Origin of the sequence: Salegentibacter lacus (genome assembly GCF_020164555.1) — a bacterium.
GTDB lineage: Bacteria > Bacteroidota > Bacteroidia > Flavobacteriales > Flavobacteriaceae > Salegentibacter > Salegentibacter lacus.
The window spans coordinates 1-17,247 of record NZ_JAIQZB010000002.1 but is presented as its reverse complement, the minus strand read 5'-3'; the positions used below and the strand labels follow the sequence as shown (position 1 = coordinate 17,247).

At 37.2% G+C, this 17,247-nt stretch carries 11 protein-coding genes; 10 read left to right on the top strand and 1 reads right to left on the bottom strand.

Features of this window, described 5'->3' with window-relative positions:
- The first annotated feature begins 44 nt into the window (after window positions 1-44).
- The 10 genes from LB465_RS01585 (at window position 45) to LB465_RS01540 (ending at window position 16,824) form a co-directional block, all read left to right on the top strand.
- Entirely contained in the window at window positions 45-1,217 is a 1,173-nt protein-coding gene (locus LB465_RS01585; protein WP_224466222.1) for a homogentisate 1,2-dioxygenase, read from the top strand.
- 44 nt (window positions 1,218-1,261) lie between these two features.
- Window positions 1,262-2,404, top strand: coding sequence for a 4-hydroxyphenylpyruvate dioxygenase (gene hppD, locus LB465_RS01580; RefSeq protein WP_224466221.1), 1,143 nt, complete (start codon window positions 1,262-1,264; stop codon window positions 2,402-2,404).
- Between the two features lie 300 nt (window positions 2,405-2,704).
- On the top strand, window positions 2,705-3,484 hold the full coding sequence (locus LB465_RS01575; RefSeq protein WP_224466219.1) for a DUF3108 domain-containing protein: 780 nt from the start codon (window positions 2,705-2,707) through the stop codon (window positions 3,482-3,484).
- A 3-nt stretch (window positions 3,485-3,487) separates the two neighbouring features.
- Window positions 3,488-4,456, top strand: a complete 969-nt coding sequence (locus LB465_RS01570) for a tryptophan 2,3-dioxygenase family protein (RefSeq protein ID WP_224466217.1) — start codon at window positions 3,488-3,490, stop codon at window positions 4,454-4,456.
- A 4-nt stretch (window positions 4,457-4,460) separates the two neighbouring features.
- Window positions 4,461-5,705, top strand: coding sequence for a M23 family metallopeptidase (locus LB465_RS01565; protein WP_224466215.1), 1,245 nt, complete (start codon window positions 4,461-4,463; stop codon window positions 5,703-5,705).
- 129 nt (window positions 5,706-5,834) lie between these two features.
- Window positions 5,835-7,469, top strand: coding sequence for a glucose-6-phosphate isomerase (pgi, locus tag LB465_RS01560; protein ID WP_224466213.1), 1,635 nt, complete (start codon window positions 5,835-5,837; stop codon window positions 7,467-7,469).
- Between the two features lie 187 nt (window positions 7,470-7,656).
- Window positions 7,657-10,230 (top strand): TonB-dependent receptor, encoded by a 2,574-nt coding sequence (locus tag LB465_RS01555; protein WP_224466211.1) that lies wholly within the window; start codon window positions 7,657-7,659, stop codon window positions 10,228-10,230.
- A 10-nt stretch (window positions 10,231-10,240) separates the two neighbouring features.
- The gene (locus LB465_RS01550) at window positions 10,241-11,944 is read left to right on the top strand and encodes a hypothetical protein (protein WP_224466210.1); all 1,704 of its coding nucleotides are present in this window, start codon (window positions 10,241-10,243) and stop codon (window positions 11,942-11,944) included.
- 96 nt (window positions 11,945-12,040) lie between these two features.
- Complete coding sequence (locus LB465_RS01545) at window positions 12,041-13,702, top strand: Ig-like domain-containing protein (protein ID WP_224466208.1); 1,662 nt, start codon at window positions 12,041-12,043, stop codon at window positions 13,700-13,702.
- 374 nt (window positions 13,703-14,076) lie between these two features.
- On the top strand, window positions 14,077-16,824 hold the full coding sequence (locus LB465_RS01540; RefSeq protein ID WP_224466206.1) for a TonB-dependent receptor: 2,748 nt from the start codon (window positions 14,077-14,079) through the stop codon (window positions 16,822-16,824).
- Window positions 16,825-16,966: 142 nt separating this feature from the next.
- Here LB465_RS01540 and LB465_RS01535 read toward each other — a convergent pair.
- Window positions 16,967-17,247 (bottom strand): transposase (locus LB465_RS01535; protein WP_224466204.1); only part of this gene is annotated, 281 nt, incomplete at its 5' end.

The window sequence follows — 17,247 nt, the reverse complement described above, 5'->3', positions numbered from 1 at the left end:
AATATTCTTTCAGAAATTGGGAGTTGAATTAAAAATATCAGATTATGCCTTTTTATCATAAACTCGGTAAGATTCCTCATAAACGTCATACGGTTTTTAAAAAACCAGACGGCAGCCTTTATTACGAACAACTTTTTGGTACTATTGGTTTTGATGGGATGTCTTCTAATCTTTATCACGAACATCGCCCTACCCAGGTAAAAGAGGTGAAAGGGAGTTACAGTGTAAAACCGAAAATTGCGGCAGAAAACAATATAAAATCTTATCGTTTAAAAGGATTTCAGGTAAAACCGAATCCTGATTATCTTGAAAGTCGAAAGGTGGTTTTAACCAACAGTGATGTTGATATCACGCTGGCTTCTCCGCAAGGTTCTACCGATGATTATTTTTATAAGAATTCAGATTCAGATGAATTGCTTTTTATTCATAAAGGAAGCGGAAAATTAAGAACGCATCTTGGAAACCTCGATTTTAAATACGGTGATTATTTATTGATTCCGCGAGGAACTATTTATAAAATTGATTTTGATGATGACAACAATCGGTTATTTATTGTAGAATCAAGAAGACCAATTTACACCCCTAAACGCTATAGAAACTGGTTTGGGCAATTGCTGGAACATTCTCCATTTTGTGAGCGTGATCTAAGACAGCCTTACGAATTAGAAACCAACGATGAAAAAGGTGATTTCCTGATTAAAATAAAAAAGCAGGGCGAAATCTTTGATATGGTTTATGCTACCCATCCTTTTGATGTGGTAGGTTACGACGGATATAATTATCCCTATGCTTTCTCTATTCACGATTTTGAACCTATAACGGGAAGAATTCACCAACCACCACCGGTACACCAAACTTTTGAGACCGATGCTTTTGTGGTTTGTAGTTTTTGTCCGCGTAAATACGATTATCATCCTGAAAGTATTCCGGCACCATACAGCCATAGTAACATAGATAGCGATGAGGTGTTGTATTATGTAGATGGGGATTTTATGAGCAGGAACGATATTGAAGCGGGTCATATTTCACTCCACCCGGCGGGAATTCCACACGGGCCCCACCCGGGAGCAGTAGAACGTAGTATTGGTCAGGTAGAAACCGAAGAATTGGCGGTGATGGTAGATACTTTTAAGCCATTAATGCTCACCGAAGATGCGATGGAAATCGCCGATGAAACCTACCATAAGTCCTGGTTGGAAGAAAATCATAATAAATAATAGAAATTTCAAATAGCTAAAAAGTAGCAATAAAATATATTAAAATGAGTACTGATAATACATCACTTAAATTAGAAAAGGTAATGCAGGATGCCGAAGATTTTCTTCCAATTCTGGGTACCGATTTTGTTGAACTATATGTGGGTAATGCCAAGCAGGCGGCTTATTACTACCAACACGCCTGGGGTTTCCAGCCAGTTGCTTATTCAGGTTTGGAAACAGGTAGAAAAGACAGTGTTTCTTACGTGTTGCAGCAAGGGAAAATTAGAATTGTACTTACTTCCCCACTTCAGCCCGAAGGTGATATTAATGCTCACATCAACAAACATGGTGATGGTGTGAAAATGGTAGCGCTTTGGGTAGATGATGCCAGGAAGAGTTATGAAGAAACCACCAAAAGAGGAGCAAAATCTTATGTGGCACCTTATGAGATGGAAGACGAACACGGTAAAGCCGTGATATCAGGAATTCATACTTATGGAGAAACGATTCACCTTTTTGTAGAGAGAAAAGAATACGAAGGACCTTTTCTTCCCGGATATAAAACCTATACTACCAAAGTGCAGACTGAAGATACAGGCCTAAAATACATAGACCATATGGTAGGTAATGTAGGATGGAACGAAATGAATAAATGGGTAGATTTTTACGCTAAAGTAATGGGATTTGCGCAAATGGCATCTTTTGACGATAAAGATATTTCTACCGATTATACTGCCTTGATGAGTAAGGTGATGAGTAATGGAAATGGTAGAATTAAATTCCCGATAAACGAGCCTGCGGAAGGAAAGAAAAAATCCCAGATTGAAGAATATATAGAGTTTTACAACGGGGCGGGTGTACAACATATCGCACTGGCAACCGATAATATATTAGAAACCGTAACCCAACTAAGAGATCGCGGGGTTGAATTCTTGTATGTGCCGGAAACATATTATGATACTTTGTTAGATAGAGTAGGACAAATAGATGAAGATCTAGAACCATTAAAAGAGCTTGGAGTATTAGTAGATCGTGACGATGAAGGCTATTTATTGCAGATCTTTACCAAGCCGGTTTTAGACCGTCCAACCATGTTTTTTGAGATCATCCAGAGAAAAGGAGCAAAATCTTTTGGAAAAGGAAACTTTAAAGCCCTTTTTGAGGCAATTGAGAGAGAGCAGGATTTGCGAGGAACCTTGCAATAAGATTAAAATATTTAAATTAACTAAACTTTAAAGTTAAAAAATTTAATTATTCTAAAATATTGTGTTAAACTCAATTTTATTGTTGTTATAACTCTTTTAAATGTAGAATTTTGCGCTCGCATTTTTGGAGTGGTTACCAATAATGTAATTAATTTTTTTCATAATTTAAGTTTTAGTTGGTTAATAAGACAAAAACCCCGTCATTAATTTGATGGGGTTTTTTGTTTTAATACATTTGGAATAGAAATTGTAAATATCCTTAGCCCAATCAATCTGTAAATCAGTATTTAAAAATTTGGTATGAAAAAAAGTGTATTTGCAATGTTCCTCTTTCTTTTAGCCGGCTTCGCGCTTCAGGCTCAATCCCAAAAAGCATTTAATGCGGGGGAATGGTTTAAATTCCGAATACATTATGGACCTTTTAATGCCAGTTTTGCTACTTTAGAAGTAGATGAAACGCAGATAAACGGAACTCCTGTTTATCACATTGAAGGAAAAGGAAAATCTACCGGTTTATTGCACTGGTTTTTTAAGGTAGATGATAATTACCAAACTTATATCGATAAGCAAACCGGGAAACCTTATAAATTTATTCGAAATATAAATGAAGGCGGCTATACCAAGGATCTTGAAATAGAGTTTGATCACAGCGATAATAAGGCTTACGTTTTCGATAAAAAGCACAACGAAAATCATACGTATACTACCAAGCCGAATGTACACGATATGTTATCGGCATTTTATTATATTCGCAACAATATTAAAAATGATGAACTTCGGCCCGGTGATGAAATGCGTCTCAATCTTTTTATAGATGATGAGAACATGGATTTTAAACTGAAGTTTTTGGGCAGGGAAGTGATAAAAACCAAATTTGGTAAGGTTGCTACCTTAAAATTCAGGCCTTATGTTATGGCGGGACGGGTTTTTAAGGAGCAGGAAAGTCTTACTTTTTGGGTAAGTGACGATGCTAATAAAGTGCCTGTTAAAATAGAAGCGAATCTCGCTGTTGGTTCTTTAGATGCCGACTTAGATTCATACAAAGGATTAAAGCATCCGTTTAAAATAATTATGGACTAGTACATGGAAATAAAGCCGGAAATTGCAGAACGTATATTTGCATTAGAGGAGAAATTTAAAAATTCAGGTCAGGATCTGGCTTCCTATTTAGATGGGCTTTTACATGATAAATACCTCACGTATTGGGATTATTTGAGCATCGATACACTTTTAAGTTTGCAGAAAACCTTAACCCATTTTCCTGACGAAAAGATTTTTATCTCCTATCATCAAATTACCGAGCTTTATTTTAAACTCATTATTCACGAACAAAAACAAATAATTGAAGCTGAAGCTCCTGATGCTAGCTTTTTAATTGAAAAATACAATCGGTTAAATCGTTATTTCAGAATTCTAACCGATTCTTTTGATGTGATGATTAAAGGAATGGAAAGAGAGCAGTTTCTTAAATTTCGAATGTCTTTACTGCCAGCAAGTGGATTTCAATCTGCGCAGTTTAGAATGATAGAAATTTATTCAACTCCTTTAGAAAATTTGGTTTCATTTAAAATAAGAGATCAATTTTCCAAAGAGAATAGCCTCGAAGATTTGTACGAAAATATTTACTGGAAGAAAGGTGGCATAGATCTAAAAACCGGGGATAAAACCTTAACGCTAAGGCAGTTTGAAAAACGCTATACTGAGCGTTTTCTAAGAATAGCTTCAGAATATAAGGGTAAAACTCTTTTTCATAAATATCAGCAACTTCCAGATTCGGTTAAAAATAGTAAGGGATTAAAAGAAGCATTGCGTAATTTTGACGCCAATGTAAATATAAATTGGCCCCTTATGCATATGGGTGCTGCTTACAGGTATTTAAATAAGGATAAAGAAACTATTGCTGCGACGGGAGGAACTAATTGGAAAGAATTTTTGCCGTCCGGATTTCAGAGAGTTAGTTTTTTTCCTTATTTATGGAGTGAAGAAGAATTAGAAGATTGGGGCAAAGAATGGGTAAACCATATGTTTAACACACAGAAAGAAAATTGCTAAAAAATTGAAAAAATTAAGTTTCCTACTGGTATTGATGTTGGCTTTCACAGCTTGTGAAGATGACACAAAAGAAACCGCCCTGAATGAAGAAAAGGTAGAAAAGAAAGCGCCTAAGCCAGTCAAAAAAGAATTCGGTTTTATTCTTGACGACTACAAAGTGGTAGATGGTACTATAGAACCTGGAGATAGTTTTGGCTATATCCTTGATCAACATGGAGTAGATCGAGGGAAAATCTATCAGATTTCAGAGAAGGTAAAAGACACTTTTAATCCCGCTAGAATTACAGCCGGTAAAAAGTACAAAATCCTTAAGGCGAGGGATTCGGTAAATACCCCACAATATTTTATTTATCAAAATGATAAGGTAAACTATACCGTACTGGGAATTGGCGACAGCATTACCGTAGCTCGAAAAAAGAAGCCAGTAAGTGTAAAAAGGAGAGAGGTTTCAGGATTAATTACTTCCTCGCTTTCAGAAGCGGTTCAGGCGCAAGGTTTGAGCAATCTTTTGGTTTATGAACTTTCTGATATCTATCAATGGAGTATTGACTTTTTTAAACTTCAGAAGGGAGATCAGTTTAAAATGATCTATTCTGAAAAATATATAGATGATACAATTTTCGTCGGAATAGAAAACGTTGAAGCGGCAGTTTTTAAACATGAAGATAGACCCTATTATGCTTTTGAATATCTGACTGATTCAATAACCGGACAACCTAGTTTTTATGATGAGGAAGCCAAAGCCTTACAGAGTTTCTTTTTAAAGGCGCCATTAAATTATAGCCGTATTTCTTCGCGTTACACTAAAAGAAGGTTTCATCCTGTTCAAAAACGCTGGAAAGCTCATTTAGGAACAGATTATGCTGCATCTCACGGAACACCAATTGTAAGTACTGCCGATGGAACTGTAATCGCTGCCAGCTACACTTCCGGAAACGGAAATTATGTAAAAGTTAGGCATAACGATAAATATACTACGCAGTATCTGCATATGAGTAAGCGAAATGTACGTAGTGGCCAACGAGTAAAACAAGGCGATGTTATTGGTTATGTTGGTAGTACTGGTCTTGCTACAGGTCCGCACGTTTGTTATCGTTTCTGGGTTCACGGCAGGCAGGTAGATCCTTACCGCCAGAATTTGCCCACAGCAAAACATATAGAACCTGAGCATAAGGAAGAATATTTCGCGGCGATAGAGGATTTAAAGGTTTCGCTGGATGAAATTCCTTACAAGGAATATAAAAAGTAGATTCTTAAGGGAAGCCAAATGATGTTTAGTTGAGAAAAGATTGATGCTGTCATTAAATCTTTAGATTTCACTTGTTTAGTAAAAAAAAATATAAAGTTTTAGGCCAAGGCCAGGAAAAGAAAAAATTGAATGAAAAATATTAATCCAACCCGAACAACAGCCTGGAGTAAATTAGAGAAGCATTTTAACGAAGTGCAGCAATTGCAGCTTAAAGAGCTATTCGAAAAAGACCCTGAAAGGGCGTCTAAATTTACTATTGCCTGGGAGGATTTTTACCTGGACTACAGCAAAAATCGAATTACTTCGGAAACCCGTGATTTACTTCTCGATCTGGCTGAAGAATGTGATTTAAAATCAGCTATAAGCTCTTATTTTAATGGAGATGCGATTAATCAGACCGAAAATCGTGCTGTACTACACACTGCATTAAGAGCTCCCACCGACGCTCAAATAACGCTTGACGGGGAAAACGTTGTTCCTGAAGTTCAGGAAGTAAAAGAAAAGATCAGGAAATTTTCTGAAAGGGTAATTGGCGGAGAGAAAAAAGGATATACCGGTAAAGCCTTTACCGATGTTGTAAATATTGGTATTGGAGGTTCAGATCTTGGGCCAGTGATGGTCACAGAATCGCTTCAGTATTATCACAATCATTTAAAAGTTCATTATGTTTCTAATGTAGATGGCGATCATATACATGAAACCCTAAAAAATTTAAATCCTGAAACCACTTTATTTCTCGTGGTTTCCAAAACTTTTACCACCCAGGAAACCTTAACCAACGCTAAAACTATAAGAGATTGGTTTAGAAAAACAGCTCCTCAGGAAGCAATTGCAGAACATTTTGCGGCAGTTTCCAGCAATTTAAAAAACGTTGAAGAATTTGGTATCGCTATAGAAAATGTTTTCCCAATGTGGGATTGGGTTGGCGGCCGTTTTTCATTGTGGAGTGCTGTTGGGCTTTCTATAAGCCTGGCGGTAGGTTATAATAATTTTGAAGCTTTATTAAATGGTGCCCATAAAATGGACGAACATTTTAAAACTTCAGATTTTAAAGAAAATATTCCGGTTCAACTTGCTTTACTAAGTATCTGGTATAATAATTTTTACAAAGCAGAAAGTGAAGCGGTAATTCCTTATACACAATATTTACACAGGCTTCCGGCATATTTGCAACAGGCGATTATGGAGAGCAACGGAAAAAGCGTTGACAGAAACGGAAAAAAAATAGATTACCAAACCGGAACCCTAATCTGGGGTGAGCCGGGAACAAATTCCCAGCATGCGTTTTTTCAATTAATTCACCAGGGAACCAAACTAATTCCTGCAGATTTTATAGGCTTTAAAAAATCGTTGCATCAGGATGAAGACCATCATAATAAACTGATGGCAAATTTCTTTGCGCAAACTGAGGCCCTGCTTCAGGGAAAATCTAAGGTTGAGGTTAAACAAGAACTCGACACTAAGGGATTATCTAAAAATGCGGTAGAAAAATTATTACCATTTAAAGAATTTGATGGTAATAAACCTACTAATACACTACTTATCAATAAACTTACTCCTGAAAGTTTAGGAAAACTTATTGCGATGTATGAGCATAAAATTTTTGTGCAAGGCGTGATTTGGAATATTTTTAGCTACGATCAATGGGGAGTGGAATTAGGTAAGCAGCTTGCGAGCAAAATCCTTACGGAAATTGAAAATAAAGCTCCCGATTCTCACGATTCTTCTACCAAAAATCTATTATCCTTCTTTTTAAAGGAATAATTGGGTTTTTGTTAACAAAATGTTGAGATCAATAGTCCTCATCAAATCAATTAGTTAAAATTTTGTTTTAGTTTTGCGGCGAACAAGATGTTAAAGTTAAATTTCTTAACATTCCAGTAATGTTGGCCTGTTAGTATTTAGCGTTTTTTGCATCGAAACTTAAACTCAAAACAAACAAATTTTAAACATGAGGAAATTATTACTTTTGGCCCTGTTTTTAACTTCGGCCACAATTTTTGCTCAAGGAACTCTTACCGGTACGGTGATTGATTCTTCAATGGATGGCCCGCTTCCCGGTGCTAATGTAATGGTGAAAGGTGCCAATACAGGAACAACAACAAACTTTGATGGGGAATTTAGTTTAAAAGTAAATCAAGCTTCAGGTACCCTGGAAATTTCTTTTGTGGGATACGAACCCTATACTTTAGATTACTCTATCCCAGAAATAGGGCAAACTGTAGATCTTGGACGAATAAGTCTTAATCCCGATGCTGCAGCCTTAGACGAAATTATAATTACCAGTTATTCTTTAGCAATTGATCGGAAAACTCCTGTTGCTGTTTCTACTATCAAAGCTGAAGAAATTGAAACACGGTTAGGAAACCAGGAATTTCCTGAATTGTTAAATTCAACTCCAGGTGTTTATGCAACCAAATCTGGAGGAGGATATGGAGATGCAGAACTTCGTTTAAGAGGTTTTAATTCCGAAAATATTGCGGTGATGATTAACGGTGTTCCTGTAAATGACATGGAAAACGGTAGGGTTTACTGGAGTAACTGGGCCGGACTTGCCGATGTAACACGTTCTATGCAAGTTCAACGAGGTTTAGGTGCAGCAAGAGTTGCCGTTCCTTCTATAGGAGGTACAGTAAATATACTTACCAAAACTACCGATATGGCTAAAGGAGGAAATATCTTTGCCGGAACAGGTAATGACGGTTACCAAAAATATGGATTTACTTTATCTACAGGTCTTTTAGACAATGGTTTTGCCGCAACGATAAGCGCTTCAAAAACTAGTGGAGATGGTTATATTGATGGTACTCCTTTTGAAGGTTATTCATATTTTGTGAATCTTTCAAAAGATTTTGGAGATGACCACAAAATTTCTTTTACTGCCTTTGGTGCACCACAAGAGCACGGGCAAAGATGGAACAGACTTCCAATTAAAACCTATAGAGAAAGTGATCGCGGAGAGAAATACAACACAAACTGGGGTTATAAAAACGGTGAATTCTATACGTTTAGCGAAAACTTTTACCACAAACCGCAAATAAGCCTTAACCATTACTGGAGAATAAGCGATAGGACAGATGTTTCTACAGCAGCTTATTTTTCTACCGGTACCGGTGGCGGAATGCGTGTATTAGGTGAAGATAAAACTCAAGGTCCTGATTACCGCTTTGGAGCAATGCAACCAATTAATTTTGATGCTATTGTAGCTGAAAATATAGAAAGCGGTGCTCTTGGTTCAGAAACTATTAGAGGGGCAAGCCGAAATGATCATACCTGGTATGGTATACTTTCAACATTAAGCACTGATATTACTGACGAACTTGAACTTATGGCAGGCTTAGATCTAAGAAGCTACGAGGGAAGACATTTCCAGGAAGTGGATGACCTTTTAGGTGGAAGTTATTTTTATGACGACAGTGATTTGAACAATCCTGTGAACGCTGCGCAGGTAGGAAGCAAAATTAATTACAATAACGACGGTCTTGTAAACTGGATTGGTGGTTTTGCTCAGGCTGAATATTCAAATAATGAGCTTTCTGCTTTTGCTAACCTAGCAGTTTCAAATACTGCATATAAGCGAATTGATTATTTTAGGTATTTAGACAGTGACCCGAATCAGGAAACCGATTGGGCAAATTTTCTTGGATATAGTGCTAAAGGTGGTGCAAACTATAATATTAATGACCATCATAATGTTTTTGCAAATGCCGGTTATTTTGAAAAAGCACCATTTATGAATGCTGTTTTCTTGCAAAATGATAACATTCTAAATGAAAATGCTGAAAACCAAAAAATAACAAGTGCTGAGCTTGGTTACGGTTTTAGAAGCCAGGCTCTATCAGGCTCCATCAATGCTTATTGGACAAACTGGAAAGACAGAACCCTTACCAGATCTTTTGAGGGCCAGGGGGGTGAATTGAGAACGGCTAATATTCTTGGTATAGATGCTTTGCACCAGGGTATTGAATTGGATTTTAGATATAGGCCTATAGCAATTGAGGCATTAGAAGTAAGAGGTATGGTATCTGTTGGAGATTGGGTATGGCAGGATGATGTAACCGGTGTTGAAATTTTTAATGAAGAAGGACAATTGGAGGAGATCGTGGATATATTTATTAAAGATCTTAAAGTTGGAAATTCAGCCCAAACATCTATGGCATTAGGCGCTGATTATGAAGTTTTAGAAGATTTAAGACTTCGTGCAAACTGGACCTATTTTTCTGATTTATACGCAGATTTTGATCCGAATGATCGTTTGGTTACAAGAAATCCTGATGGAGGGATAGACGAAAGCGGAAGAATGGGCCAGGCGTGGGAAGTTCCTGCATATAGTTTGGTTGATTTTGGTCTTACCTACGGATTCGATTTTGGTGGATTTGATGCTGTTTTAAATGGAAATATCAACAACCTTTTAGACACTACCTATATTGCCGATGCAAGAGATTCAAATGGTACAGCGAGAGGAGCTGATGTATGGTACGGTTTCGGCAGAACCTTTTCCTTTGGTCTAAAACTTAATTTCTAAAAAATACAAAATGAAAAAGTTATTTTATCTTTTTATAATGATTATAGGTCTAGCCTTTACCGGTTGTGAACCTATGGAAGACATCCACGAAGAAATTGACGCAGAACTAACAGAGGGTGTAGCGGGTACTGTAGATTACGTGCTTACTGAAGAAGACTACGAAACATTAGAACTTCCATTTGGCAATTTTAATTCTGTTGAAGATGCAGGAGCTTTGATTCCGAGTTTACTAACCAATCAATTCCCGGTATGGGGTGAGGGATCGCTTGTTAATGTAAGTTTTAATCTTTACGATCCAATAAGAGTAGAAGAATACACCGTTACTTCTAGTGATTACAATGAATTGGATCTCCCGGGAGATTATTTTTCGAATACCTTTGAGATATTTGAATTTCTAGAAATGCTATACCCGCAGACTGAAAATGGAGATTATGTAGAGTTAACGTACAACATACTTGCCGATGAAATTCAATATGAAATAGATGGCGATGATTTTGATCTTATTGGAGATGAATTAGGTGCTGAATATCCAAGTCCAGCTTCTAGTGCAGCAAATTTTTCCAATTTCGATCGTAGAGAAGGTAATGATGCATATTGGAGCAATGATATGATCCTGGAAGCAATAAATGTTGTGCTACCTGATAATTTTGATGGGGTAGAAGGACAAACCTACCGTGTATCTTATTCAGTTTACGATGGTAGTCCCGGTACAGAAAATATGACTGTACAATTTAACGGAAATGCCTATGTAGCCGTTGGAGGTGCGTCCTACGAAATAAGCGCTGATGATTTTGATCTTATTGGTGAAGAATTGGGGGATACTTATCCAGAACCTGCCTCTAGTGCAGCCCAATATAGCAACTTCGACCGTAGAGAAAGTGATGATGCATACTGGAGTAATGAAATGATTCTGGAAGCCTTAAATATTGTTTTAACTGAAAATTTTCCTGCAGCAGTGGAAGGTGACCGTTTTGAAGTAACTTATCTTATATATGATGGGTCTGCAGGCACAGAAATGATGGCGGTAGTACTTCAAAATGGTGAGTATGTTGTAGACGATGAAGCTTCTGTTTCTACTATTGAAGAGACTAAGGTTTATGCCTATGCTAATGGAGATTGGGATGTACCTTTCACCCTTGATTCCGAAGATTATACAGAAATGGGACAAAGCTATCCTAACTTTGATAATGAAGATGAAGCAATTTATAAATTAGAGATTTTCCTTGGATCGGAATTCCCTTACGCTGAAGAAGGAGACTTTGTTGCCTTGGCTTATGATTTCTTTTCAGGAAGCACTAATACGCGTTACGCAAACTTTGTCTTTGAAGACGGTAACTGGAACTATATACCAAGCGTAACTGAACAAACTATTCAGTTTGGACATGATGGTGAAGGATGGGAACCAGATAACACTATAGCATATACTTTAACCGATGCTGATTTTGAATTTATTGGCGATGCTCTTATAGATGTATATCCTGGCCCTGCAGATAGTGCAGGCTATTATGGAAACTTTGACAGGCGACCAGGTAATGAAAACTACTGGAGTGAAGAAATGCTATTGGAGGCTTTTAACCTGTTCTTAGATGAATTAGATCCTAATGCAGAAGAAGGACAGCGTTATGTTGTTTCTTATGACGTTTATACTGGATCGGCTGGAGTCGAATCTATGAGTTTGATAAAAGAAGATGGAGCATGGGTTATTAATGAATAGCATTAAACTCTATACAAGTTAAATAATAGAAGAACCGCCCCTCTTAAAGGGCGGTTTTCCTATTGAAAATATATATATATATTTAAAACAATGTTTATGAATAATTTACTACAGAAAAACATCAAAATGTATGTTTTTCTATTTTTTGGCATTTTTATTCTTGGTTGTAGTAGCGACGATGATGTTGCGACAATTCCAGAAAAACCAGTTAGTGAGGAAGATGTTCCTGTTGCTGTGGATGACGAATACGTAACCAATGAAAATACGGCCATAGAAATAGATGACCTGCTGGAAAACGACACTATCTTTGAATATGCCAGGGTTGTAGATTTTGACAGCGAAACCGCAGAAGGCGGAACCGTTGAAGATAATCGTGACGGAACATTTATTTATACACCACCTCAAAATTTTTCAGGTGAAGATACTTTCGAGTATACCATTTGTGATAATGCAAGTACACCAAACTGTGATTCGGCAACAGTAACAATTATGGTTACTGATGCTACACCGGTTGCTCGGGATGATGCTTATGAAACCGAAGAGGATAAAGTCCTTTCCATTGTGAATTATCTGGATAACGATGATCTTGTGAATAACACATCTATTGCCTCAGTTGATTATGAAGATTCGGAAGGTATTGCGGTTATAGAAGACGACGGTACTATTACTTATACACCGGCAGATGGTTATGCGGGAGAAGATTCCTTTACTTATACCATTTGTGATCAAGGTGAAGATCCTACCTGTGCCACGGCAACTATAACTGTAAATGTTTTAGACGAAGGTTCACCTGTTGCTAATGATGATACTTTAGTAATTGATATGAATGCATCAGAATTCACTATTACCAGCTTGCTTAATAATGATATAGTGATAGATGGGGCAGTAATCACTTCTGTGACCGATACTAATACTCGTGGAAACATTACCTTAAATGAAGATGGTAGCATTTCCTATACACCAGAAAATGGTTATTTGGGAGACGATACTTTTACTTATTCACTTTGTGATGATGATCAACCTGAGCCAACCTGCTCTACGGCTACCGTAACAATAACTCTGGTCGACCCGGTTAGCTTTAATATTCCTTCAGAAGTGGCCGATTATTATGAGGGTCTTGCAGTTTCTCAAAACGAAGATCTTAATTACAAAGTAATTTCAGAACTTACCAGGGGTATGCATACTACTATTTTGTCGTATGGTCAACGTCACGAATATCTTTACAACGCTGATGAAGATTTGCAAAATCCAGACAATGTAGTTCTTATTTATTCTGGAGAAAGTAGGTACTGGGAAGAATATACTTCAGGAAGTAACTCTTATATGCCACAAACTTTCAATACTGAACATTCCTTTCCACAGTCCCGATTATCTAGTGATGAAGCAGTAACCGATTTACATCACCTAAGAGTGGCCGATGATGAAGTGAACGAACTGCGCTCTAATAATCCTTATACCGATGGAAGCGGTAATTACGAATCTGTAAATGACAATGCTTTTTTTCCGGGTGATGAATGGAAAGGGGATGTAGCACGTATGATTCTCTATTTAAATGTACGTTATAATGAAGATATTAGTAAAGTTGGAAACCTGGAACTTTTCCTTAAATGGAACAGGGAAGATCCGGTATCAGCCTTTGAAATGCAACGAAATAATGTAATTGAAGGGGCTCAGGGTAACCGTAATCCTTTTATAGACAATCCATACCTCGTAACACTCATTTGGGGTGGCGATGCTGCCGAAAATACCTGGGAATAATTAAACACCTATCTTTCTTTAAAACCAGTCCATTTTGGACTGGTTTTTTTATTCTAAGAGGGTAAATACCCCGAGGCTCGCCTCGTTAGTAAATGTTGTAAAGTTTGAAAACGTGTTCTGCTAAAATGCATCGTGGGCTTGCCCCTATAAAATTTACTTAATAACAATAAACTTTTTTAACAGAAACTATTTCTTTCTATACTGGTTTCGATTTTTTTATCTCATTTTAATTTAAGTTGTTAAGAGATAGTTTGCTTCTATTACATAAAGGTTAAAGTTAAAAAGCTTAACAATCACATAAACTTGGCAGTCGATAAATTGAGTTCTTTTGCATCGAAATTTAAACTCAAAAACAAACAACTTAAAATTCAAAAATGAGGAAATTACTAGCATTAGCGTTGTTTCTAACATCAGCTGCAATTTTTGCTCAAGGAACTCTTACTGGAACGGTAATAGATTCTGAAATGGACGGTCCCCTTCCGGGTGCAACCGTTATGGTAGTAGGTACTAATAATGGTACTACTACAGATTTCGACGGAAATTTCTCCCTGGACGTTCAGTCTGCTTCCGGTAGAATTAGCGTCACCTTTATAGGTTACGAAAGACAAACCATAAGCTTTAATGTTGCAGATGGTGCTACCCAGAATTTAGGAACTATTACATTGGGAGCAGATGCAGATGCTTTAGCTGAAGTTGTAATTACAGGAATTGCCGATTTAGCTAAAGACCGTGAAACTCCGGTTGCTGTTTCTACAATTAGAGCAGCTGAAATTCAGGAGAAATTAGGTTCACAGGAATTTCCTGAAATCCTAAACAATACTCCTTCTATTTATGCCACCAAACAAGGGGGTGGATTTGGAGATGCTCGTATTAATATTAGGGGTTTTGATACCAACAACTCTGCAGTAATGATAAACGGTGTTCCAATTAACGATATGGAAAATGGTGCTGTTTACTGGAGTAACTGGGCAGGTTTAAGCGATGTAGCTTCAGCTATACAGGTACAAAGAGGATTAGGCTCTTCCAAACTAGCAGTATCTTCTGTAGGTGGAACAATAAACGTTATTACCAGAGCAGCAGATAGATCTGAAGGTGGATTTGTTTCAGCTTTGACTGGAAATGATTCTTACTTAAAAACGGTGGCTTCTTATAATACGGGTCTAATGGAAAGTGGTTTTTCTACTACAGTTTTATTGAGCCAGACTCAAGGTGACGGGTATATAGATGGAACTGAGTTTCAAGGTTACAACTATTATTTAGGTTTTGGATACAGACCTAACGATACTCACGATTTTCAGTTTACCGTAACTGGAGCACCACAATGGCACCACCAACGTAGTAGAAGTAGCTCTATAGAAACTTATCAACGTTACAGCGGCAGTGATGAGCCTAATATAAAATATAACGAAGAATGGGGTTATAGAAATGGTGAAGAATATTCTTTTAGAAAAAACTTTTACCATAAACCAATTATGTCTTTAAACTGGGATTTTGATATTAATTCAGCGACCAAACTATCTACTTCGGCCTATGCTTCTTTTGGACGTGGTGGTGGAACCGGAGAAATCGGTACAATCAATGGTAGAAGACAATTTGCTCTGCCAAGAACTGAAGATGGTTTAATAAGAGTGGATGATATTGTAAGGTATAATAGTGGTCAACCTGTGCCAGATTTTGGTAACGATTCAAATCCTGAAGGACAGAGAACACTAACTAATGGTATTTATCTTAATCAGGGGAATGGAGATCGTTCTTCTGCGAATGGTATTAGCAGAAGGGCATCCATTAACTCTCACAACTGGTTTGGAGTATTATCTAACCTGAGTAATCAACTAACCGAAGAACTTACTTTAGATGTTGGTATTGACTTAAGAACTTACAAAGGAATTCATTACAGAAGGGTGAATGATTTACTTGGAGGGGATGCTTATTTGCAAACTGATAACATCAACAACGACCCAAATCCAGTACAACGCGAAACTTATTCCGCAGATCCTAATTTTTGGGTATTTTCAGATATTGATTCTGAAGAAAAAATCGATTATTATAATGATGGTTTAGTAAGATGGGCCGGTACTTTTGGGCAGTTAGAATATAACAATGATGTTATTTCAGCATTCGTTCAGGGATCTATCTCTAACCAGGGCTTTAAAAGAGTTGAGTATTTTGGAGAGCTTGAAGGAAGCCAGGAAACTGACTGGGAAAACATTATTGGTGGAAACATTAAAGGGGGTCTTAACTGGAATATAGATGAAATGCATAACATATATGCTAACGCAGGTTATTATTCTAAACAGCCTCTTTTTGATGCCGTTTATATCAATTTTGGAAATAACTTAAACCCAGATCTTCAAAATGAGCAGGTAATTGGTACTGAGATTGGTTATGGATTTAGATCTAGTTTCTTTAGTGCAAACGTAAACCTATACCGAACTTCCTGGGCAGATAGATTTGAAAGCGATGGAGCTGTATTTAATGCAGAAACTCCTCAGGAAATTAGAGGTACAGCTAACCTATATGGAATTACACAAATACATACTGGTCTGGAAATTGATTTTACCGGAAGAATATCCGATAAATTGAGATTCAACGGTATGATGTCTATAGGAAACTGGGAGTATGATGGAGACGTAGAAGCAACTTATTTCGACAATGACCAAAGCCCGATCTTAGATGAGAATGGTAACCCACAAACGGCTACTTTAGCTTTAGATGGTGTGAAAGTTGGAGATGCTCCACAGTTTACCGCTAGTATTGGTGCAGATTACGAAATAATAGAAGGACTTGGAGTTGACGCAAACTACAGATATGTTGATAATCTTTATGCTGATTTTGATGCAACAGATGCACTAGGAGAAGAGAATTTTGAAGCATTGAAATTACCTTCTTTTGGATTAGTTGATGCCGGAGCTTCTTTTAGATTACCAATAGGTAATGATAACAACAGCCTAAACTTTAGGGTAAATGTAAATAACGTGTTTGACACAATGTATATTTCTGAAGCCGATACCAACCTTTTGGCTGGTGCTGGAGATGAAACTTACAATGGAGTTAACGTTAATAACAGAGTTTATTTCGGATTCGGAAGAACCTGGAATGCCGGAGTTACTTTTAACTTCTAAACAGAAGAAATTAATTCTTATGTAAAGAGGCCGTCTAAAAAGTATTTAGATGGCCTTTTTTATTGATAAAAGTTTTTGTGAGAGAAGCGCTTCTTCTTTTGTAGATATTCTTAATGATAAAAAAGGCAAGGAAGCCCCCTTCCTATGCTATACTGAATTTTCTTAAGTTGTGCGCCATAGCGATTAACCCTATTTCAGTAGTTACTTTCTCCATTCCCCGAAGCATAAATCGCTTGAAGCCCATATTTTGCTTGATATTCCCAAAGACGGCTTCCACATCCCAGCACCGACGTTTACGATGTGCTATTCCCGCTTCACTTAATAGTAGGTTCCTGGCTTTTTCTTTGAGACGGATCAGGTTATGATTGCGCTCGATCATCCTATTTCCCTTCGATTTATGGCAAGCACCGCGAAGCGGGCACC